The 18,968-nt window shown below is 31.8% G+C and carries 14 protein-coding genes; 13 read left to right on the forward strand and 1 reads right to left on the reverse strand.

The features are described from left to right. Positions 1 to 26: 26 nt before the first annotated feature. A complete protein-coding gene (locus AC2LE6_RS02050) occupies positions 27 to 3,044 on the reverse strand; it encodes an efflux RND transporter permease subunit (RefSeq protein WP_484477577.1) in 3,018 nt (1,005 codons plus the stop codon). 123 nt (positions 3,045 to 3,167) lie between these two features. Between AC2LE6_RS02050 and AC2LE6_RS02055 the strand changes: the two genes are divergently transcribed. The 13 genes from AC2LE6_RS02055 (at position 3,168) to AC2LE6_RS02115 (ending at position 18,942) form a co-directional block, all read left to right on the forward strand. After that, complete coding sequence (locus AC2LE6_RS02055; protein ID WP_484477578.1) at positions 3,168 to 3,764, forward strand: TetR/AcrR family transcriptional regulator; 597 nt, start codon at positions 3,168 to 3,170, stop codon at positions 3,762 to 3,764. A gap of 37 nt (positions 3,765 to 3,801) precedes the next feature. Further along, positions 3,802 to 5,559, forward strand: coding sequence for an excinuclease ABC subunit UvrC (gene uvrC, locus AC2LE6_RS02060; RefSeq protein ID WP_484477590.1), 1,758 nt, complete (start codon positions 3,802 to 3,804; stop codon positions 5,557 to 5,559). A 9-nt stretch (positions 5,560 to 5,568) separates the two neighbouring features. After that, a complete protein-coding gene (locus AC2LE6_RS02065; RefSeq protein ID WP_484477579.1) occupies positions 5,569 to 6,450 on the forward strand; it encodes a 3'-5' exonuclease in 882 nt (293 codons plus the stop codon). Positions 6,451 to 6,514: 64 nt separating this feature from the next. Further along, positions 6,515 to 7,507: a LacI family DNA-binding transcriptional regulator gene (locus tag AC2LE6_RS02070; protein ID WP_484477580.1), complete on the forward strand. Its 993-nt coding sequence runs from the start codon at positions 6,515 to 6,517 to the stop codon at positions 7,505 to 7,507. A gap of 21 nt (positions 7,508 to 7,528) precedes the next feature. Then, on the forward strand, positions 7,529 to 8,692 hold the full coding sequence (locus AC2LE6_RS02075) for a galactokinase (RefSeq protein ID WP_484477581.1): 1,164 nt from the start codon (positions 7,529 to 7,531) through the stop codon (positions 8,690 to 8,692). Continuing rightward, on the forward strand, positions 8,689 to 9,678 hold the full coding sequence (gene galE / locus AC2LE6_RS02080; protein WP_484477582.1) for a UDP-glucose 4-epimerase GalE: 990 nt from the start codon (positions 8,689 to 8,691) through the stop codon (positions 9,676 to 9,678). Before AC2LE6_RS02075 ends, galE begins: the two co-directional genes overlap by 4 nt. Next, positions 9,668 to 11,140 carry a UDP-glucose--hexose-1-phosphate uridylyltransferase gene (locus tag AC2LE6_RS02085; RefSeq protein ID WP_484477583.1) on the forward strand — a complete coding sequence of 491 codons (1,473 nt, stop codon included), beginning with the start codon at positions 9,668 to 9,670 and terminating at the stop codon, positions 11,138 to 11,140. Before galE ends, AC2LE6_RS02085 begins: the two co-directional genes overlap by 11 nt. A 9-nt stretch (positions 11,141 to 11,149) precedes the next feature. Next, positions 11,150 to 13,477 carry an alpha-galactosidase gene (locus AC2LE6_RS02090; protein WP_484477584.1) on the forward strand — a complete coding sequence of 776 codons (2,328 nt, stop codon included), beginning with the start codon at positions 11,150 to 11,152 and terminating at the stop codon, positions 13,475 to 13,477. A gap of 2 nt (positions 13,478 to 13,479) precedes the next feature. Further along, on the forward strand, positions 13,480 to 14,889 hold the full coding sequence (locus AC2LE6_RS02095; protein WP_484477585.1) for a glycoside-pentoside-hexuronide (GPH):cation symporter: 1,410 nt from the start codon (positions 13,480 to 13,482) through the stop codon (positions 14,887 to 14,889). Continuing rightward, positions 14,882 to 17,230 carry a glycoside hydrolase family 2 protein gene (locus tag AC2LE6_RS02100; protein ID WP_484477586.1) on the forward strand — a complete coding sequence of 783 codons (2,349 nt, stop codon included), beginning with the start codon at positions 14,882 to 14,884 and terminating at the stop codon, positions 17,228 to 17,230. Before AC2LE6_RS02095 ends, AC2LE6_RS02100 begins: the two co-directional genes overlap by 8 nt. A 398-nt stretch (positions 17,231 to 17,628) precedes the next feature. Continuing rightward, a complete protein-coding gene (locus AC2LE6_RS02105) occupies positions 17,629 to 18,042 on the forward strand; it encodes a MaoC family dehydratase (RefSeq protein ID WP_484477587.1) in 414 nt (137 codons plus the stop codon). Then, positions 18,039 to 18,314, forward strand: a complete 276-nt coding sequence (locus tag AC2LE6_RS02110) for a hypothetical protein (RefSeq protein ID WP_484477588.1) — start codon at positions 18,039 to 18,041, stop codon at positions 18,312 to 18,314. Before AC2LE6_RS02105 ends, AC2LE6_RS02110 begins: the two co-directional genes overlap by 4 nt. Beyond that, positions 18,295 to 18,942 (forward strand): CoA transferase subunit A, encoded by a 648-nt coding sequence (locus tag AC2LE6_RS02115; RefSeq protein ID WP_484477589.1) that lies wholly within the window; start codon positions 18,295 to 18,297, stop codon positions 18,940 to 18,942. The genes AC2LE6_RS02110 and AC2LE6_RS02115 overlap by 20 nt, the downstream gene beginning before the upstream one ends. Positions 18,943 to 18,968 lie beyond the last annotated feature (26 nt).

Raw genomic sequence — 18,968 nt, forward strand, 5'->3', positions numbered from 1 at the left:
AAAGGACTTGAAATAAGTCCTTTTTTTTATTTGATTTTTTTCATCTTTCTATTAAATAGTAAGTAATAAATACTCGGTACTAAGAAAATAGTAAGTAAAGTAGAAGTAATCATTCCACCAATGAATGTAATTGCCATTGGTCTAAAGAAATTTCCACCTGTGATTAGTAACGGAATCAAACCAAGGATAGTCGTTGCTGATGTAAGCATTACTGGTCTAAATCTTAAATATACAGATTCAACACAAGCTTCAACTATATCATTAGTTTCTTTATATCTTCTCGAAATATATTCAACAAGAAGGATCCCGGTATTTACCGTTACACCAATTAAGGAGACCATCCCAACTAAACTCGTCGCAGTGATTGGACTGTTGAAAATGATTAAGAATAGGAAACTACCACTAAATGACAATGGAATCGTAAGTAAGACTATAAATGGCTTCATGAAATCATTAAACTGAATGAACATAATGATAAAGATTAGTATTACAGCTATGATACTTGCCTTAATTAAATCCTCACTTATCTCTTTGAATAAATCATTCTCACCACTATAAGTAACATTGATATTTTCAAGATCATAATCTTTTAATAATGCTTTTACATCTGTCTCTAATTCAATATTATCAGAATCATCAATTGGATATAATTCAATTATATTTGCGTTCTTATTATTGAGACGTTCAATAACACTATAATCATATACTTCGTTAATCGTTATAAAGGTACTAAGAGGTATATTCATATCTAAGGTTTCACTATAGATTTGCAAAGTGTAGATTTCTTCGTACGTAGATATATCACTGTTCAATTGAACATTGATATACTCATTATTAAATTCAAAAATATCAAGGTCAAATCCATTTAAGTAAATCGCAATTGTACTATCAATTTCTACCTTTGTTATAAATGAACTACTCATTGAATCAAAGTCATAATCTATCGTATATTTTAATGATTTTAAATTTGTTGTTTCTCGATAAGATTTAACGTTATCTAAATGTTCAATCTCAGAATATAGAACACTAGCTAGACTATCTAAATCTTCTGTACTATCACTTGTTAGTAAAATTCTAACAGGGGCTAGTGGAGGACTAAGTTCTAATGAGTTCACTGTAATTACGGTTTCTGGGATAACACTTAATTCTTCTTCAAGTTCAGTTTTATAATCTAATAAATCATCTTCACTATAATCAAAGTTTATATACACCCTACCAACATGTGGTAATTCATTTAAGAATTTAGAAGAAAAATGAAAGTTCGGTAAATCCCCACCAATACTTACTGTATAATCAACAACGTGTTGATTGTCTTCAATGATCTCAATAATATCATCTGCGATGATTCTAGTCTGCCCTTCATTTCCGATTTCACTAGATTCGAAATCAATGTATAAAACACTACGTTCATCATTAGGATATAAATCAATCGGTTGAACTGTGAATGCTAAATATGTAGTTCCACCAAGAAGTAACAATGAAACAAAGATCCAAAGATATGGAAGCTTGACAGTTTTTCTGATCATTCCTTTGATTCTCTTTTGATGAATCGAAATTTTATATTCTTTTTTAGACGGCTTTAGAAAAATAATTGCCAGTATTGGACTAAGAGACATACTAACTATATAACTTAGAGATAACGCTATAATAACAGTAAGAGGCATTGAACTAACAATCTCACCTAAGAATCCAGGTAATAATACAATAACAGTAAACGCAGCAATAGTTGTTAATGTACTACTTAGGACAGGCCACATATTGTCTAAAATAGCTTTCTTTGCTGCCTTTGATTTTTTCATTCCTTGATCGATATTTCTTTTAATACCTTCAGTAATAACAATTTGATTATCAACCAATATACCAATCGCAACAATCAATCCAACAATCGTTAATTTATGGAGTTCAAAATTAGCGATAAACAGAATACCAATTGTACCAAACAAAATAATTGGGGCAGTAATAATAACCAATAAACTATTTCTAAACCCAATACCAATCAAAACAACAACCATAACGATCCCAATAGCGATTAATAAACTATAGAATACATTACTTATTTGTTTATCTACATAATCAGGTAAAAACAACATTTCATCTATATCTAAAGCACTATTAGATTCGCTCTCTAAATAGTTTTCTTTAATATTTAGAATATCTGGACCCATTTTAGTGAAATCCACGTCTTGTTTAAAATAAACACTTAAAAACACTGTGTTTTCACCATTAAACTCGTACGATTTACTTGAAGTATCGACAAGTTCAATTGTCGATATATCTTGTAGTTCTACTTTAGGGGTGACAGAAGGAATTTCAGGGATAATGATTAACTTCTCTAAATCCTCAATATCATCTATGTCAATTTGCCCACTAACACTGATGACTCCAAAGCTTGTATCAATTCCACCAAGTGGTAGGTTTAGTGTGTTTGCGTAGATGATACTGTATATATCCATCATGCTTAAACCATACGCTTGTAGAAGTGTTTCATTTAATGTGATTACAACTTCCTTTTGGAATACACTATCAACTTCTACATTCTTGATTTCATCTACCAAAAGAAGTTCATTTTTAAATCCTTCAGAATAAGATAATAATTCGTTCTCGTTCAGCGTGTCACTATGTACGGTGAAAATAATATGAGGATCATCAAAGTTAGAACTATAATTTATATCTGTGATTGATTCATGGAGTTCAAGCTCATTTACTTTCTTATAAACTGATTCACTGAGTGAATCAGGATCCTCAGCACTAAATGTATATGTCGTTATAATAATGGCATAATTATCATAGATACTAGTTCTAACATCTACAACATCATCAAACGTCATAATTACTTTCTCGATATCTTCAACAATATCAGATTCAATTTCACTAGCACTCATTGAAGGCGCAGTAATACTTAACACCATATAGGGTGTATCTATTTCAGGCATTTCTTGTTTTGGGATTACTGTGTATGAATATATTCCATATCCAAGTAGTAAAGCAAACAAGGTAATGACTATTTTTTTTCTTTTAAAGACTTCATTAATAATTTTAAGCATACAATCACTCCTTTTTATACATTTATACCTATACGATACATTTGTATCATAACTACCTTTATGATATAATAGTTTTTGAGATACTACAAACAAACCTTACTTTATGAGACAAGGAGGCCTATTATGTTTAATAATGAGAAAATAGACATGAGAATCAAGTATACAAGAGAGTGGACATTCGAAGCACTCGCTCGCTTACAAAAAACGAAAAACTTCAATGATATCAATATATCTGAAGTCATAAAAAAAGCAGGCATCAGCCGTGCTACTTTTTATAGGAACTTCTCATCAAAGGAAGATATTATAAAGATTAAAATCAAGTCTTTATTCACAGAATTCTATCTAGATATGATAGACTATTATAAACAAAATGTCCCAGAAGATGAACTGTTTTTAATTCAGTCATTCTTTAAAAAAGTAGATGAAGAAACCGAGCTTGTAGACTTGGTAATTGAAGCCAATCTAGAATATAGTATGATTGAAGGAATTCATCATATCATAACAACCCATAACAAAATGTTTTATCCAATAGTAGAAACAAAAAAAGCGACTGAGGATTACACAATGGATATCGTATCAAGTTCAGCTTGGACGATACTATCAAGATGGCATAAAACAGGTAAACAAGAAACACCACAGCAACTCGCAAAAATATATATGAGTGCATTCAAGAATGTATACCTAGCACTCTTTGATGATAAATCCAAAATAGGAGATTAGAAATAATCAGACATCAATATCTGATTATATATAGGTGATTAATATGGACTTCAAAGAACAACTAAAAGTACTCCCTGATCTTCCAGGTAGTTACCAATTTAAAAACAAAGACGGTATCGTCATATACGTAGGTAAAGCTAAGAATCTTAAAAAGCGAGTTACCTCTTATTTTGTTGGGTCTCATAATGCTAAGACTTCAAGACTTGTAATGAACATCGATAAAATAGAATACATTGTTACAAACTCAGAACTAGATGCATTATTGTTAGAACTTAATTTAATAAAAAAATATAACCCAAGATACAATATATTGCTGACAGACGATAAAACATATCCTTACATCGAAATTACAAATGAGAAACATCCAAAACTTATCGTCACAAGAAAAATTCAAAAGAAATCAAAAAACGTATTTGGGCCTTATCCAAATGTACGCGCAGCTCGTGATACAGTAAAACTACTAAATAAAATATATCCACTTCGTAAATGTGACAAACTACCAAAAACAGAATGTCTTTATTATCACATGGGACAATGCCTTGCCCCCTGTATAAAAGAAGTCACAGAAGTTGAGTATAAAGAAATAAGATTATCTATTAAAAACTTCTTAAAAGGTGACATCAAAGAAGTAACTAAACTTCTAGAATCAAGAATGTTAGAAGCATCAGAAAAACTAGAATTTGAGAGAGCACATGAATACAAGAAAACAATCGACTCAATCAAAACAACAACCAACACACAAAAGATAAATTTAAACGACATGAAAGATAGAGATGTTATCGGGTTCTTCTATAATGAATATTTAATCAGTATCGAAATATTCTTTATTAGAAATGGAAAGATATCTGCTAGACATCAATCAATGTTTGAATACTATTCAGACCCTCTTAAATCAATTGAGGACTATATCGCCTTGTTCTATCAAAGAGAAGTTATTCCAAGAGAAGTATTTATCCAAGAAGAATTAAACACTGAAACACTACTTCAGTTTTTAAATACAAAAATCACACAACCTCAAAAGGGAGATAAGTTTAAACTATTAAACTTAGCAATCCTAAATGCAGAACAAGCTCTAAGCGAAAAGACTGAACTTGTAAAAAGAGAAATGGACAGAACAATCGGTTCTGTAGAAGTATTAGGAGAATTACTAGATATCCCATCTCCATACGTTATAGAAGCATTTGATAACTCAAACCTATTTGGGACAGACGCAGTATCTGCGATGGTTACATTTGTGAATGGTAAACCATCAAAAAGAGACTACCGTAAATACAAAATAAAACTAGATAAAACTTCAGATTATCATATGATGAAAGAAGTATTATATAGAAGATATTTCAAAGTACTAATGGAAGATTTAAGAAGACCAAATCTTATCTTAGTTGATGGTGGTAAACCACAAATCAATGCCGCGAAAGATATCTTACAATCACTAGATTTAGATATCCCAATCGCAGGACTTGTAAAAGATAAAACACATAGTACTAATATGTTAATGAATCAAGACTTAAAAGAAATCAAACTGAAGAAAACATCTAATGTATTTCATCTCCTAACAAGAATCCAAGATGAAGCACATAGATTCGCAGTAACCTATCATAAACAAGTAAGATCAAAAGGTATCTTCCATTCGATTTTAGATGAGATCGAAGGAATTGGTACCGTAACCAAAGACAAGTTGCTAAAAGAGTACAAAAGTGTTAATCTTATTAAGTTGGCAACCAAAGAAGAACTAATAAAATTAGGCTTAAATAACAAGCAAGCTGACAACCTAATAAATAAACTAAAAGACTAAGGTGATACTATGGAATTATTCATATCAGGTGAAATATTAGCCTATGATGAAGAAGAACGTTTAATCGCAGTTAAACAAAAAAGAAGAATAAACCTATACTACATTCAACGATCATTACTAAATAAAATAAGTAAGTATCTTATTGAGGGTAGATTTATTCAGTTCATGTGCAATGACGAAACAAGAATGTATCGAAACTTCAAAGTATATACAGTAGACTATATTGTAAAAATACAATGTATCAGATACCGTAAAAACATTGTGTATTATGATGTGAAAGACATTCAATCAGGGACGAAGAGTTTAATCAATAGTCTAGACAATAAAATGTTCCTAGATTTAGAAATGAGTATGCATCCATACACAGTAAATAAATCCTTTAAACAAGAAATCATTCAAGCAGGTATCTACCTAGTTGATAAGACTGATAATGTAATTCAAGAACTATCAATAAACATCAGACCGACAGTACACCCTAAACTAACAAAAAGAACACTAAAGTTCCTACAGATAACACAAGAGGAAATTGATAAAGGGGTATCGTTTAAAGAATTCTATGAAATCTTTGATGAACTAGTTGATATATATGATCCAGCGATCATCGTTTGGGGAAGAAACGATTTCTTAGCATTACGTGATAGTTATCGTATAAACAAAGTTCCATCAATTGCTCATAAAACAAGATACATCAATCTTCTAAAACTACACAAGAATTTCTATAACCTAAAAAACGATTTAGGGTTATTCAATGCATACAAATTATATGAAGATGTAGAAGATGTTCAATCTCATAATGCATTTGAAGACGCTGTAGTAACATACAAAATTTTCAATGGCTTCAAAAAAGTCCTAAACAAAGAACTTCAAGTAGATACATCAAAATATAAATAAAACTTTAATCTCTAGTAAAAATTTGGTATAATTTTACTAGAGGTTTTTTATATGGGGTGATCACATGGCAACATTAAAACAAATCGCAGAAAAAACAAACGTTTCAATCACTACAGTATCAAGAGTTTTAAACAATGATAAGACACTCAGTGTCGGTGATGAAATAAGAAAAAATATAATTAAAACTGCGAGAGACATGCAATACAAAACACCAAGAAACAGAACGAGACTAAAATCAAGTAAAGAACTACACATAGGAGTGGTCCTTTGGTATGATGTAAAACAAGAAATGGAAGATCCATACTACATGCAAATAAGAATGGGTATTGAACGTCTTGCTCAACAATCAAACATCAAAGTATCAGTACTATATAAGGAAAATGATACATACACATTTAAAGAGGAACATTTCGATGGCTTAATTTTAGTTGGTAAATTCTCAAAAAAAAGTATCTCATACTTTGAATCAATATCCACCTCACTTGTCTTTGTAGATTCTTCACCACAGAAAAACAAGTATGATAGCGTTGTTATTGACTTTGAACAATCTGTCAAATCAATTGTAGATTACTTAATCAACCATGGATATACATCAATTGGGTATATTGGGGGAGTGGAAGAAGTCGATGGAAATGTTTTTCTAGGTGAAAGAAGAGAAATGGTGTTTAGAGAGTACCTAAAGCAAAAAAACATATTACAAGAAGAACATATACATATAGGAAGATTCACATCTGAATCTGGTTATACATTGATGAAACAAGCACTTGATAATGATATCGCTGAAGTATATTTCTGTGGTAATGATCATATAGCTACTGGAGCCCTACGTGCTATGTTAGAAACCGGCCTTACAGTTCCTAGAGATGTTGGAGTATTTGGATTTAACAATGGACCACAATCTGAATACACATTCCCGCCCCTATCAACAATGAACGTACCAACAGAACATATGGGACAACAAGCTCTAATAAGTTGTATTGAATTAATTGAAGGACGAGTTCTAAACATTAAGAAGGTAGTACCTACAAACATTGTAGAAAGACAATCAGTTAAGTAAAATTTTACCAAGGAGTTAATTATGAATATAAAACAAGTAGAATCAATGTACCAACACATTCTATCTAATAGAACAACCACATACTTTTCCCCAGGAAGAATCAATATAATTGGGGAACACATAGATTACTTAGGAGGAAACGTATTCCCATCAGCCATCTCACTAGGTACCTATGGAATCGTATCTAAAAGAAGTGATAGGATATTCACATTCACATCGCACAACTTTCCAGATAACGGAACAATATCAATTTCTTTAGATGATTTATCATACAAGGAAATGGATGGGTGGGTGAATTATCCTAAAGGAATGATTCAAACATATAAAGAATTCATCCCCCACGGATTAGACATCGTAATTTATGGAACACTTCCAAACTCGAGTGGGCTATCATCAAGTGCCTCACTTGAAGTATTAATCGGATATATCTTAAAAATAGAATTCAACATCAATATCACAAACCTAGATATTGTACTTGCGAGTAAAGAAGTAGAAAATAACTACATCGGCGTTAACTGTGGAATCATGGATCAGTTCTCAATAGGTATGGCAAAAGAGAATCACGCTATATACTTAAATACTGAAACCTTAGAATACAAACAAGTTCCATTAATCTTAGGAGATTATAAATTAATAATCGCTAACACAAACAAACAAAGAAGTCTATCAGACTCTAAATATAATGAACGAGTAAGGGAATGTAACGAAGCTCTATCAATCATTTCTAAATCAAAACAACTAAATGAATTGTGTGATCTTGAAATAAAAGATTTAAATCAAATACAAAAAGATCTACCACACATTTTGTATAATCGTGTTGAACATGCAGTTACTGAAAACCAAAGAACAAAACAAGCTGTTCGTCACTTACAAAACAACAACATCGTCGAACTAGGCGAACTGTTGTATGAATCTCATAACTCACTAAGAGATTTATATGAAGTATCATGCCTGGAATTAGATACTCTAGTAGATGCATTCAAAGAGATTGGTGCAGTAGGATCTAGAATGATAGGTGCTGGTTTTGGTGGTTGTACACTCGCTATTATTCATAAAGATAAAATAGAAGAAACAATCAACTATGTATCCAAAAAGTACAAAGGCAAAATAGGATACAACGCAGATATATATATCGTTCATCCAAGTGGTGGACCAAAAATAATCAAAGAAGGTGAAACACTATGAATGTATTAGTCACAGGAGGTGCTGGTTATATTGGTAGCCATGCTGTAAAAATGTTACTTGCAGATAATCATAATGTTATTGTCATAGATAACTTATCAAAAGGATTCAGGCAAGCAGTAGATGACAATGCAATCTTCTATCATGAAGATATTAAGAATGTAGAAGCAGTTACATCTATTCTACATAACCACAACATAGAAACAGTCATTCACTTCGCAGCATTTAGTCTAGTAGGTGAAAGTATGAGTAACCCACTTAAGTATTATGATAATAATGTTTACGGTACGCAAAAACTACTAGAGGCGATGAATAATGCATCTGTAAAAAACGTAATATTTAGTAGCACAGCTGCTGTATACGGAGAACAAGAAACATATCCAATACATGAAGACATGTTAGAAACTCCAACTAACACATACGGTGAAACAAAACTCACTATAGAGAAAATGATGAAATGGGCTGATCAAGCACATGATATCAAATACATTGCACTTCGTTACTTCAATGTCGCAGGAGCATATCACACATCACTAATAGGAGAAGCTCATAACCCAGAAACACACCTAATCCCACTTGTCCTGCAAGTACCAAATAATAAACGTTCACACATCTCAATCTATGGAAATGATTATCCAACCAAAGATGGAACATGTGTCAGAGATTATATACATATTGAAGATTTAATAAATGCTCACATCTTAGCAATGAAACATCTATCAAAAACAAATATTTCAGATTACTTTAATCTTGGAAGTGGAGAAGGATACTCCGTTCTAGAAATAATCGAACAAGCAAGACAAATCACAAACCACGAAATACCTTCAAAGATAGAAGGTAGACGTAGTGGAGACCCAGCCACGCTAATCGCATCAAGCAAAAAAGCAGAATCCATTCTGAAATGGACAAGAACAAAAAGCTTAAAAGATATAATAGAATCCGCTTGGAAATTTCATAAAATTCATAAGGAGGGATATCATGATTTATAACGATATCAAGAACCTAATAAAATATGCACTTCACCAAAACCTATTACACATTGAAGACTACAATTACGCAGTAAATTCTCTACTTACACTACTACATCTAGAAGATTATCAAGATAATAAAATTAAAAAAATCATCGTTGATGAACCATCAACGTTACTTACACCAATTCTTGATTACGCAGTAGAACAAAAAATCATAGAAGTAGACACAGTCTTAAACAGAGACCTTTTCGAAGCAAAAATAATGGATACTCTAATTGGCAGACCAAGTGAAGTGGTTAATGAGTTTTATTCTCTATACAAAGAATCACCACAAAAAGCTACAAATTATTACTATAACCTATCTAAAAAAAGCAACTACATAAAAACATCAAGAACAGACAAAAACGTAACATGGAAATCGGGAACATCATATGGAACAATCGATATGACAATCAACTTATCCAAACCAGAAAAAGACCCACTTGATATTATTGCATCACGTAACACAAAATCAACAAACTACCCTCTATGTTTACTATGTAAAGAGAACGTTGGATACAGTGGAAGACCTGGAAGAACAAATCATCGCATCATTCCAGTCACTCTCAACAATGAAGACTTTTATCTTCAATATAGTCCTTACGTATACTATAACGAACATTCAATTGTCTTAATGAAAGACCATAATCCAATGAATGTCACAGATAAAACATTTAGAAGACTATTTGATTTTACAGATCAATTCCCACATTACTTCTTAGGATCTAATGCAGGATTGCCAATCGTTGGTGGAAGCATTCTATCACATGAACACTACCAAGGAGGAAGTTACCACTTCCCAATTGAAGACGCTGAAATCTTATCAACACAAACACTAAATAATATCACAATCAAAAAACTAAAATGGCCTCTATCTGTGATACGTTTAGAATCAACAAATAAAGAAGAACTAATTAACGCAGCAACATCTCTTTATACATACTGGGAACAATATTCAAACCCAGATATTGATATCGTTGATAAAACTACAGAGCCACATAACGCAATCACACCAATCGCTAGAAAAGAAGATAATAATTACATCCTGGATATGGCACTACGTAATAACAGAACAACTAAAAACTACCCACTAGGAATCTTCCATCCCCATCAAGAAAACCACAACATTAAAAAAGAAAACATTGGATTAATAGAAGTAATGGGACTTGCCGTTTTACCAGCAAGACTATTACATGAACTTCCAATGATAGAAGACGCTATAAAAAATAGTACATCATTAGAAAAAGACAACATTCATTACAACTTCACAGAAGATTTAAAGCAAATCTACAACAATGAACCAATAGAAGAATTTGTAAGAAAACATGTAACAATAAAATTCACGAAATGTTTAGAAGACGCTGGTGTATTCAAACAAGATGAGAACTCACAAACACATTTTGATACATTCATAAGCGAATTCATAAAACACATTAGTTAGGAGAGTCAGATGATATCCTTTCATAAAGAGCAAAACGCATTTTATCTTCACACAAATAATACGTCATATATTATATTGATTAACGAACATAAACACTTGGAACATATATACTATGGGGCTAAAATAGAACCAATTAAAAACATGGAAGATGTTCGTTTACAATATCAATTTGAACTAGGAAGTAGTACATCATATTCAAAAGACACAAAAGGGTATATGTTAAACATAACCCCTCAAGAATACGGAACATTCGGTAAAGGTGATTATAGAGAACCAACACTTCACATAGAATTACCTGGGGGATCTAGAACGTTAGATTTCAAATATAAGAGTCATAAAATAGTGCAAAATTTATCTTTTAGTAAAATGCCACAAGCTACAAAAAAAGAAACATTATCTATTCTACTAACAGATGAAATCTATAACATAGACCTTACATTAAACTACACAGTCTATGAATCAGAAAACGTAATTCTAAGAAACTCAGTCATTAAAAACAACAACAAAGAATCAATTATTATCGATAAAGCACTTAGTATGAATATCGATATGCTTAATAAAGAATATACACTATCTAAACTAGATGGTGCCTGGATAAGAGAACGTCACATAAACGATACTTTTTTAACAAAAGGGACAGTCCGTTTTGATAGTAAAAAAGGAGTATCTAGTAGTGATCATAATCCATTCTTTATCATCAAAGAAAAGAACACATTTGAAGACTATGGAAACTGTTATGGTGTAAGTTTAATATACAGTGGTAACTTTGAAGCAAACATCGAAGTTTCACCACACAACTTACTACGCATGAATATCGGAATCAACTCATTTGATTTTAGATATAACGTAGAATCAAATGAGGAGTTTATTACTCCTGAAGTTGTCCTAACATTTAGTAGTAAAGGTTTGACAACACTTAGCAATAACTTCCATAAAATGATAGAAAATCATATTATTCAAAATAAAACCGAAAGACCAATCCTTGTGAATAACTGGGAAGCTACGTATTTTGATTTTAATCAAAAAAAGCTCCTAGCCATCGCCAAGAAAGCTAAAAAACTAGGTATTGAATTATTCTGTCTAGATGACGGATGGTTCGCAAGAAGAAATGATGACTTTTCTTCGCTTGGTGATTGGTACTATAATAAGAAAAAATTACCTAGAGGAGTAAAAGGGATTTGTGATAAAGTAAATAAACTCGGATTAGATTTTGGAATCTGGGTTGAACCAGAAATGATAAATGAAGATTCAGACTTATATAAACAACATCCTGATTGGGCTATCAAACTTCCAAACAGAGAACCAAGTTTAGGACGTAATCAATTAATCTTAGACTTAACAAATAAAGATGTTATACAGTATCTAAAGGAAGTTTTAACCTCGTTATTTAATAGCGCTAATATCACATACGTAAAATGGGATATGAACCGTAACTTTAGTGATGTATATAGTTCATACTTAGATACAAAAGATCAGGGGAAATTCAATCATTTATTTGTACTTGGGTTATATGACATATTAGATTATCTAAATAATACATTTCCTCATATCTTATTTGAATCATGTAGTAGTGGAGGGAATAGATTTGATTTAGGTATGTTATATTATATGCCTCAAACATGGACAAGCGATAACACGGATACTTACGAACGTGCATTGATCCAAGAAGGAACAAGTTTACTATATCCACTATCTACAATCAGTAATCACGTTAGTGGAGATCGTTCACATCAAACATTGAGACACACACCAATAGAATCAAGATTCAATGTAGCAGCATTTGGTGTTCTAGGGTATGAACTTGATTTAAGTAAACTAACATTAATTGATGAATTTATTATCAAGAAACAAATTGAGTTCTATAAAGAACATAGACAATTACTTCAATATGGAACACTAAAAAGATTATCTTCAATTCGTGATACTAATCATACAATTTGGATGGTTATTAATGATTCACATGATGAAGCATTACTTCTATATTTCCAAGATAAAGCAATGCCAAACCCACCATTAGAATCTGTAAAGATAGATCATCTGATAGAAGGCGATTACAATATTACAGTACGAGAACAATATATGAATATTAGAACGACAGGAAGTTTAGTAAATCACGTATTACCAATCAAGTTAAAAGTAAATGGATTTCTACTAAACCAAATCGCAAACAAATATAAGTATAAGAATGAAACATTCACAAAAACTATGACACACAATCAACTTAAGGAAATGAATCTATTACTACACCACACCTTCACAGGCACAGGCACCAACGATGAAGTAATGATTTTACCTGATTATGGGTCAAGAATATTTAATATAAAAAGGGAGAAATAACAATGAGACTAGACAACAAAACAAAATGGTTTTTCGGAGTATCAGGTATAGGTAAAGATGCGGCATATGCTTTATCGACAATTATGTTTATTTATCTAACAACTTACGTAGGGATGTCTCCAGCATTCGTAGGTACAATGTTTATGGCAGTAAGAGTATTTGATGCGATTAATGATCCAATCATGGGAAATATCGTTCAGAACACAAAAAGTAAATGGGGAAAATTTAGACCTTGGATTTTAACAGGGACAATCCTAAACGCAATTATCGTAATCTTTGTATTTATTAATCCAGGATTCGCAGGTGATAGTATTCAGTTGATGATTTACATCACAATCTTCTATGTATTATGGGGAGTTTCATATACATTAATGGACATTCCGTTTTGGAGTATGATTCCTGCTTTATCAAAACACAAAGAAGATAGAGAATCTGTAAGTGCAATCACAAGATTCTTTACAACAGTTGGGTTCGCTATCGTAAGTGCTCCGTACCTAGTATTTGCTTCGATGTTGGGATCAGGACAAGGAAATGTTACGTTAGCTACTAACGAAGAAATGAGAACAGGGTTCTTACTATTTAGTATAAGCATTGCAGTATTGTTTGTTATATCACAATTAATAATGGTACTTAATGTGAAAGAAAAAAATGTTATAGAGAATCCAAAAAAAACATCGCTTAAAAAAATGTGGAGACTGCTTGTAGAAAACGATCAGCTTATGATTGTAATGATTGTAGTAGTCGTTACAAACTTTGTTTTATATATTACTTCAACTATGGCGTTTTACTATATCGCATATAACTTAGGTAATGAGAATCTATTCTTACCATTCATTGGATTTGGATTAATTGTTCAATTAATCTCAATTGCTTTATATACAACATTAAGTAAAAAATTGAATAGAAAACAAATGTATAACTATTCAATTCTTCTTCAGATATTTGCCTTTTTAGGACTATTCGCGAATGCCTTCTTCCTTGGAAACAACATACCCCTTGTATTTGGACTAGGTGCATTTGTATTCTTTGGTCAAGGAATTGGTATGGTTCTTACTACTTTGTTACTGAGTGACACAGTAGAATATGGTGAACTGAAAACAGGATCAAGAAGTGAAAGCACAGTATTCAGTGTTCAAACATTCGTCGTTAAATTGGCGACAGGACTAAGCATGGGAGTTGTTGGGTTAGGACTAGAAGTAATTAACCTTCAAGTAGATGCGGATTCTGACTCATTATTAGCACAATCTGCTTCTACCTTAACTGGGATTTCAGTAATGATGTTTATCTTACCAATATTTGGTATGTTGCTAGCAAGAGCAATCTTCAATAAATATCATAGAATCGATGAAGTGGAGTATCAAAATATCGTCTCAGAACTAGAACAAATTAGAGGAAGTGGTGCCGTTGAATAAAACTGCTTTAAATTACTCTTGGCAATATATCGCTCATTTTGAAGAAAAATATATCAAAGAATTCCCATCTTCAGTACTAGTAAATATCCCACATACAAATAAAGAACTACCATTTAATAACTTTAGTGAAAATGATTATCAGTTTATCAGTAGTTACGAGAAACACCTTGATATCAAGAAAAAAGCCAATAAACGATACGTACTAGAGTTTGATGGTGTAATGACATATTGCGAAGTATATATTAACGAAACTCTTGTAGCGTCACATAAAGGTGGGTATACCCCATTTAAAATAGATATAACTGACGCTATTAAGCATGGAAATAATAAATTGTTCGTAAAAGTAGATAGCACTGAACGTAAAGACATTCCGCCATTTGGATTCGTTGTTGATTTTCTAACATATGGAGGAATATACCGTGAAGTATACTTATATGAATTTGATGAAGATTATATTGATCAAGTATTTGTTGATGTTATAAACAATGAGCTAAAACTAGACTTATTCACAAAAGGATATAAGAAAGAGACGAAAGAACTAGAATTTGTTTTGTCCAAAGACGATAAAATAATTCATTCATTTACAAATGACGTTGATTTCTCAAAAAATAAAAACAGTCTATCTGAATCAGTTGATTTAGAACTATGGACATTAGAGAATCCAGTTTTATATACTCTCACTGTTAAAGATAAATATACTGTTTTATTCACAACACGTTTTGGAAATAGAACTGTTGATTTCACAAAAGACGGTTTCTTCTTAAATAAAAAACTAATTAAATTATATGGATTAAACAGACATCAATCATATCCATATGTTGGATATGCAATGCCAAGTAACGCACAACGTAAAGACGCAGATATCTTAAAATATGAACTAGGTGTAAACACAGTAAGAAGTTCTCACTATCCACCAAGTAAACATTTCTTAGACCGTTGTGATGAAATTGGATTATTGGTATTTAATGAAATTCCAGGATGGCAACATATTGGAAATGAAGAATGGCAATCAGTTGCGATTCAAAATACATATGAAATGGTGTACCGAGATTATAATCATCCATCAATCTATATATGGGGAACACGTATTAATGAATCCCCAGATAACGATTCATTCTATTTCAAAACGAACGCTATCGCTAAATCATTAGATAAGTATCGTCCTACCGGTGGTGTTAGAAACTTCCCAGGTAGTGCACTAATAGAAGATGTATATACCTATAATGACTTTGTCCATCGTGGTGATAATGAAGGATTACAACCTAGAAAAAAAGTAACTAAAAAAGAAGTTCCTTATTTAGTTACTGAATTCAATGGACATATGTATCCTACTAAGAAGTTTGATGATGAATGGCATAGAAACTTCCAAGTAAAAAGACACCTAAATGTTCAAAACGATAACTTTAAATCTAAAGACATCGCAGGAGCAATTGGATGGTGTATGTTTGATTACAACACACATAAAGACTTCGGTAGTGGAGATAGAATCTGTTATCATGGTGTTCTAGATATGTTTAGAATTCCTAAGTATGCAGCTTCTGTATATAGTATGCAAAGAGGTAAACCTTATCTAGAGATTCTTGGAAATCTAAACATAGGTGAACAAGAAGCATCAGAGATTAAAGAAGTAATGGTAATGACAAATGCTGATTCAGTTAAATTCTACATCAATGATGAATTTATTGGAGATTTCAAAAACGATAAACCAGGCAAAGATACACAGTGGGGATACTTACCACACAGTCCTATCATCATTGGAGACTTTATTGGAAACATGATTCATGATAATGAACCATATAGTAATAAAGATTGTGATACAGTAAAAGAAATACTGATGGCAATCATGAAACATGGTATGAATATACCATTACGTTTAAAACTAAAGATGTTATTCTTCTTAAAACGTAATAAACTTACAATTGATCAAGCTGCCAAATTCTATGAGAAGTATGTTGGTAAATGGGGACTAGAATCTGTATCTTATAGATTCGAGGCAATCATCGACAACGAAGTTGTAGAAACGAAAACAGTAGGATCTACACATGATCATAAACTACTTATAGATGTAGATGATTTAGTTCTAACCGAAACAGATACATATCAAACTACTAGAGTGGTTTTAAAACATGTCAATATGAATGAAAACATAATGACATACAGTAGTGAAGTTGTATCGATTGATATTGATGGACCTTTAGAATTAATAGGACCAAAACATATTCATCTTCGTGGAGGAAGCACAGCCTTTTATGTGAAGACTACACAACGAAAAGGACTTGCTAATCTGAAACTTTCAACTAATAATTTAGGGGAATACAATCTAAAAATTGATGTAAAATAAAAGAGTAATTAATATTACTCTTTTTTTCTTTCTTCTTATAGAATGAAAATAGAGATAATTCATTGAACTTAAAAGCCATAATCGGCTTGTATAGTACGTAAAGCATAAATTAACTTATTTATAAAAAGTGTTATCAATTTATATTGACAACGCTTTCATATATCGTTATAATTATTATGTATTATACAGAGGAGCATATTTTGTGGTAGCTTATAATTGTTAATGAGATAGACCTTAGATATTATAAGTGAATTAGATTTATGCCGAAAGAATTACTATGTCTATATAGTAGTACTTGATGATCAAAGATAATCTTTGTTCATTGTCATTTTAATAAATGATGAGCTGTTTATGAGAAATCATAAACTGCTCTTTTTTATTTTCTTAGGAGGAAAATGATGAAAACTATTAATCAAATTAAAATCGGTGATGAAGCATTTCAGTTGAAAACAATAACTGAGAAAGATGTTGAGATGTTCGGGGAAGTTACAAATGATATGAACCCAGTACATTTTGATAGTGAGTATGCTTCAAAAACAATGTTTAAGAAAAGAATAAGCCACGGAATGCTTGTTGGATCTTTATTTAGCAAAGTATTTGGTATGCAACTACCAGGTGAAGGTAGTATTTACATCTCTCAATCATTACATTTTAGAAGACCAGTTTTTCTAGGGGAAGAGATAAAAGCAGTTGTAACTGTCAAAGAAATGAATGTTGAAAAGAATAGAGTCTATTTTGATTGTGTTGCTTATAATCAAGATGGTGAAAAAGTTGTTATTGGTGAGGCAGAAATGATGCCACCTAAAGCATGAATGAGTTTAAATCCTTTGAAGAAGTAGGATTTAAGAAAACTATTTTAGATAAATACACTTGTATATACAAAAAGCTAAGAAACAATGTTTCGTATTTTATTCATATATCTGTTGATGAAGTGAGAACTGGATATATTGAAGGTGATCATGATGTAGATAGATATGATTATCTAGAATTGATTCCTATGACATTAAATATCCATGATCATAGAGTTATATCAGAAATTATTGAAGAGAATTGGAGTAAGTGGAATGAAGAAAAAAATAGATAAATCAAAGATAAGTGAATTACTATTTGATGGAATGAGTATTATGGTTGGTGGATTCATGTGTATTGGTACACCTGAAGAAATCATTGATGAGATAGTAAAAAGTGGTGTTAAAAACATCACGATAATCTGTAATGATGCAGGATTACCAGGCCAAGGAGTTGGAAAACTAATCTCCAATGGTCAAGTTAAAAAGTTGGTCGCATCTCATATCGGATTAAACCCTGAAGCCGGAACTTTAATGAGTGAAGGGAAACTTGAATGTGTGTTAACTCCTCAAGGAACCTTGATAGAACAGATAAGAGCTGGTGGTTCTGGGCTTGGTGGATTCTTAACACCAACTGGACTGGGAACAATGGTTGAAGAAGGAAAACAAATCATTACTCTAAACGGGTCTGATTATTTACTGGAACTTCCGATTCGTGCTGACCTGGCAATTGTATATGGTACTGAGGTAGATCACTATGGGAATGTTGTTTATACAAAGACAACTCGTAACTTTAATCCAATTCTAGCGACTGCAACAGATAAAGTGTTAGTACAAGCGCGACATATTGTAAAAGAGCTTAACCCTGATTATGTAATGACCCCACATATCTTTGTGGATTACGTTATTGAGGAGGGTAAATAATGGATAAACATGAGATAAGAGCATTT

The sequence above is a fragment of the Candidatus Izemoplasma sp. genome (genome assembly GCF_982632705.1).

Coding starts and splice junctions, on each gene's coding strand:
- AC2LE6_RS02055 (WP_484477578.1), top strand. CDS start 3,168: ATGTTTAATAATGAGAAAATAGACATGAGAATCAAGTATACAAGAGAG.
- AC2LE6_RS02085 (WP_484477583.1), top strand. CDS start 9,668: ATGATTTATAACGATATCAAGAACCTAATAAAATATGCACTTCACCAA.
- AC2LE6_RS02095 (WP_484477585.1), top strand. CDS start 13,480: ATGAGACTAGACAACAAAACAAAATGGTTTTTCGGAGTATCAGGTATA.
- AC2LE6_RS02070 (WP_484477580.1), top strand. CDS start 6,515: ATGGCAACATTAAAACAAATCGCAGAAAAAACAAACGTTTCAATCACT.
- AC2LE6_RS02075 (WP_484477581.1), top strand. CDS start 7,529: ATGAATATAAAACAAGTAGAATCAATGTACCAACACATTCTATCTAAT.
- AC2LE6_RS02105 (WP_484477587.1), top strand. CDS start 17,629: ATGAAAACTATTAATCAAATTAAAATCGGTGATGAAGCATTTCAGTTG.
- AC2LE6_RS02090 (WP_484477584.1), top strand. CDS start 11,150: ATGATATCCTTTCATAAAGAGCAAAACGCATTTTATCTTCACACAAAT.
- AC2LE6_RS02050 (WP_484477577.1), bottom strand. CDS start 3,044: ATGCTTAAAATTATTAATGAAGTCTTTAAAAGAAAAAAAATAGTCATT.
- galE (WP_484477582.1), top strand. CDS start 8,689: ATGAATGTATTAGTCACAGGAGGTGCTGGTTATATTGGTAGCCATGCT.
- AC2LE6_RS02065 (WP_484477579.1), top strand. CDS start 5,569: ATGGAATTATTCATATCAGGTGAAATATTAGCCTATGATGAAGAAGAA.
- AC2LE6_RS02115 (WP_484477589.1), top strand. CDS start 18,295: ATGAAGAAAAAAATAGATAAATCAAAGATAAGTGAATTACTATTTGAT.
- AC2LE6_RS02110 (WP_484477588.1), top strand. CDS start 18,039: ATGAATGAGTTTAAATCCTTTGAAGAAGTAGGATTTAAGAAAACTATT.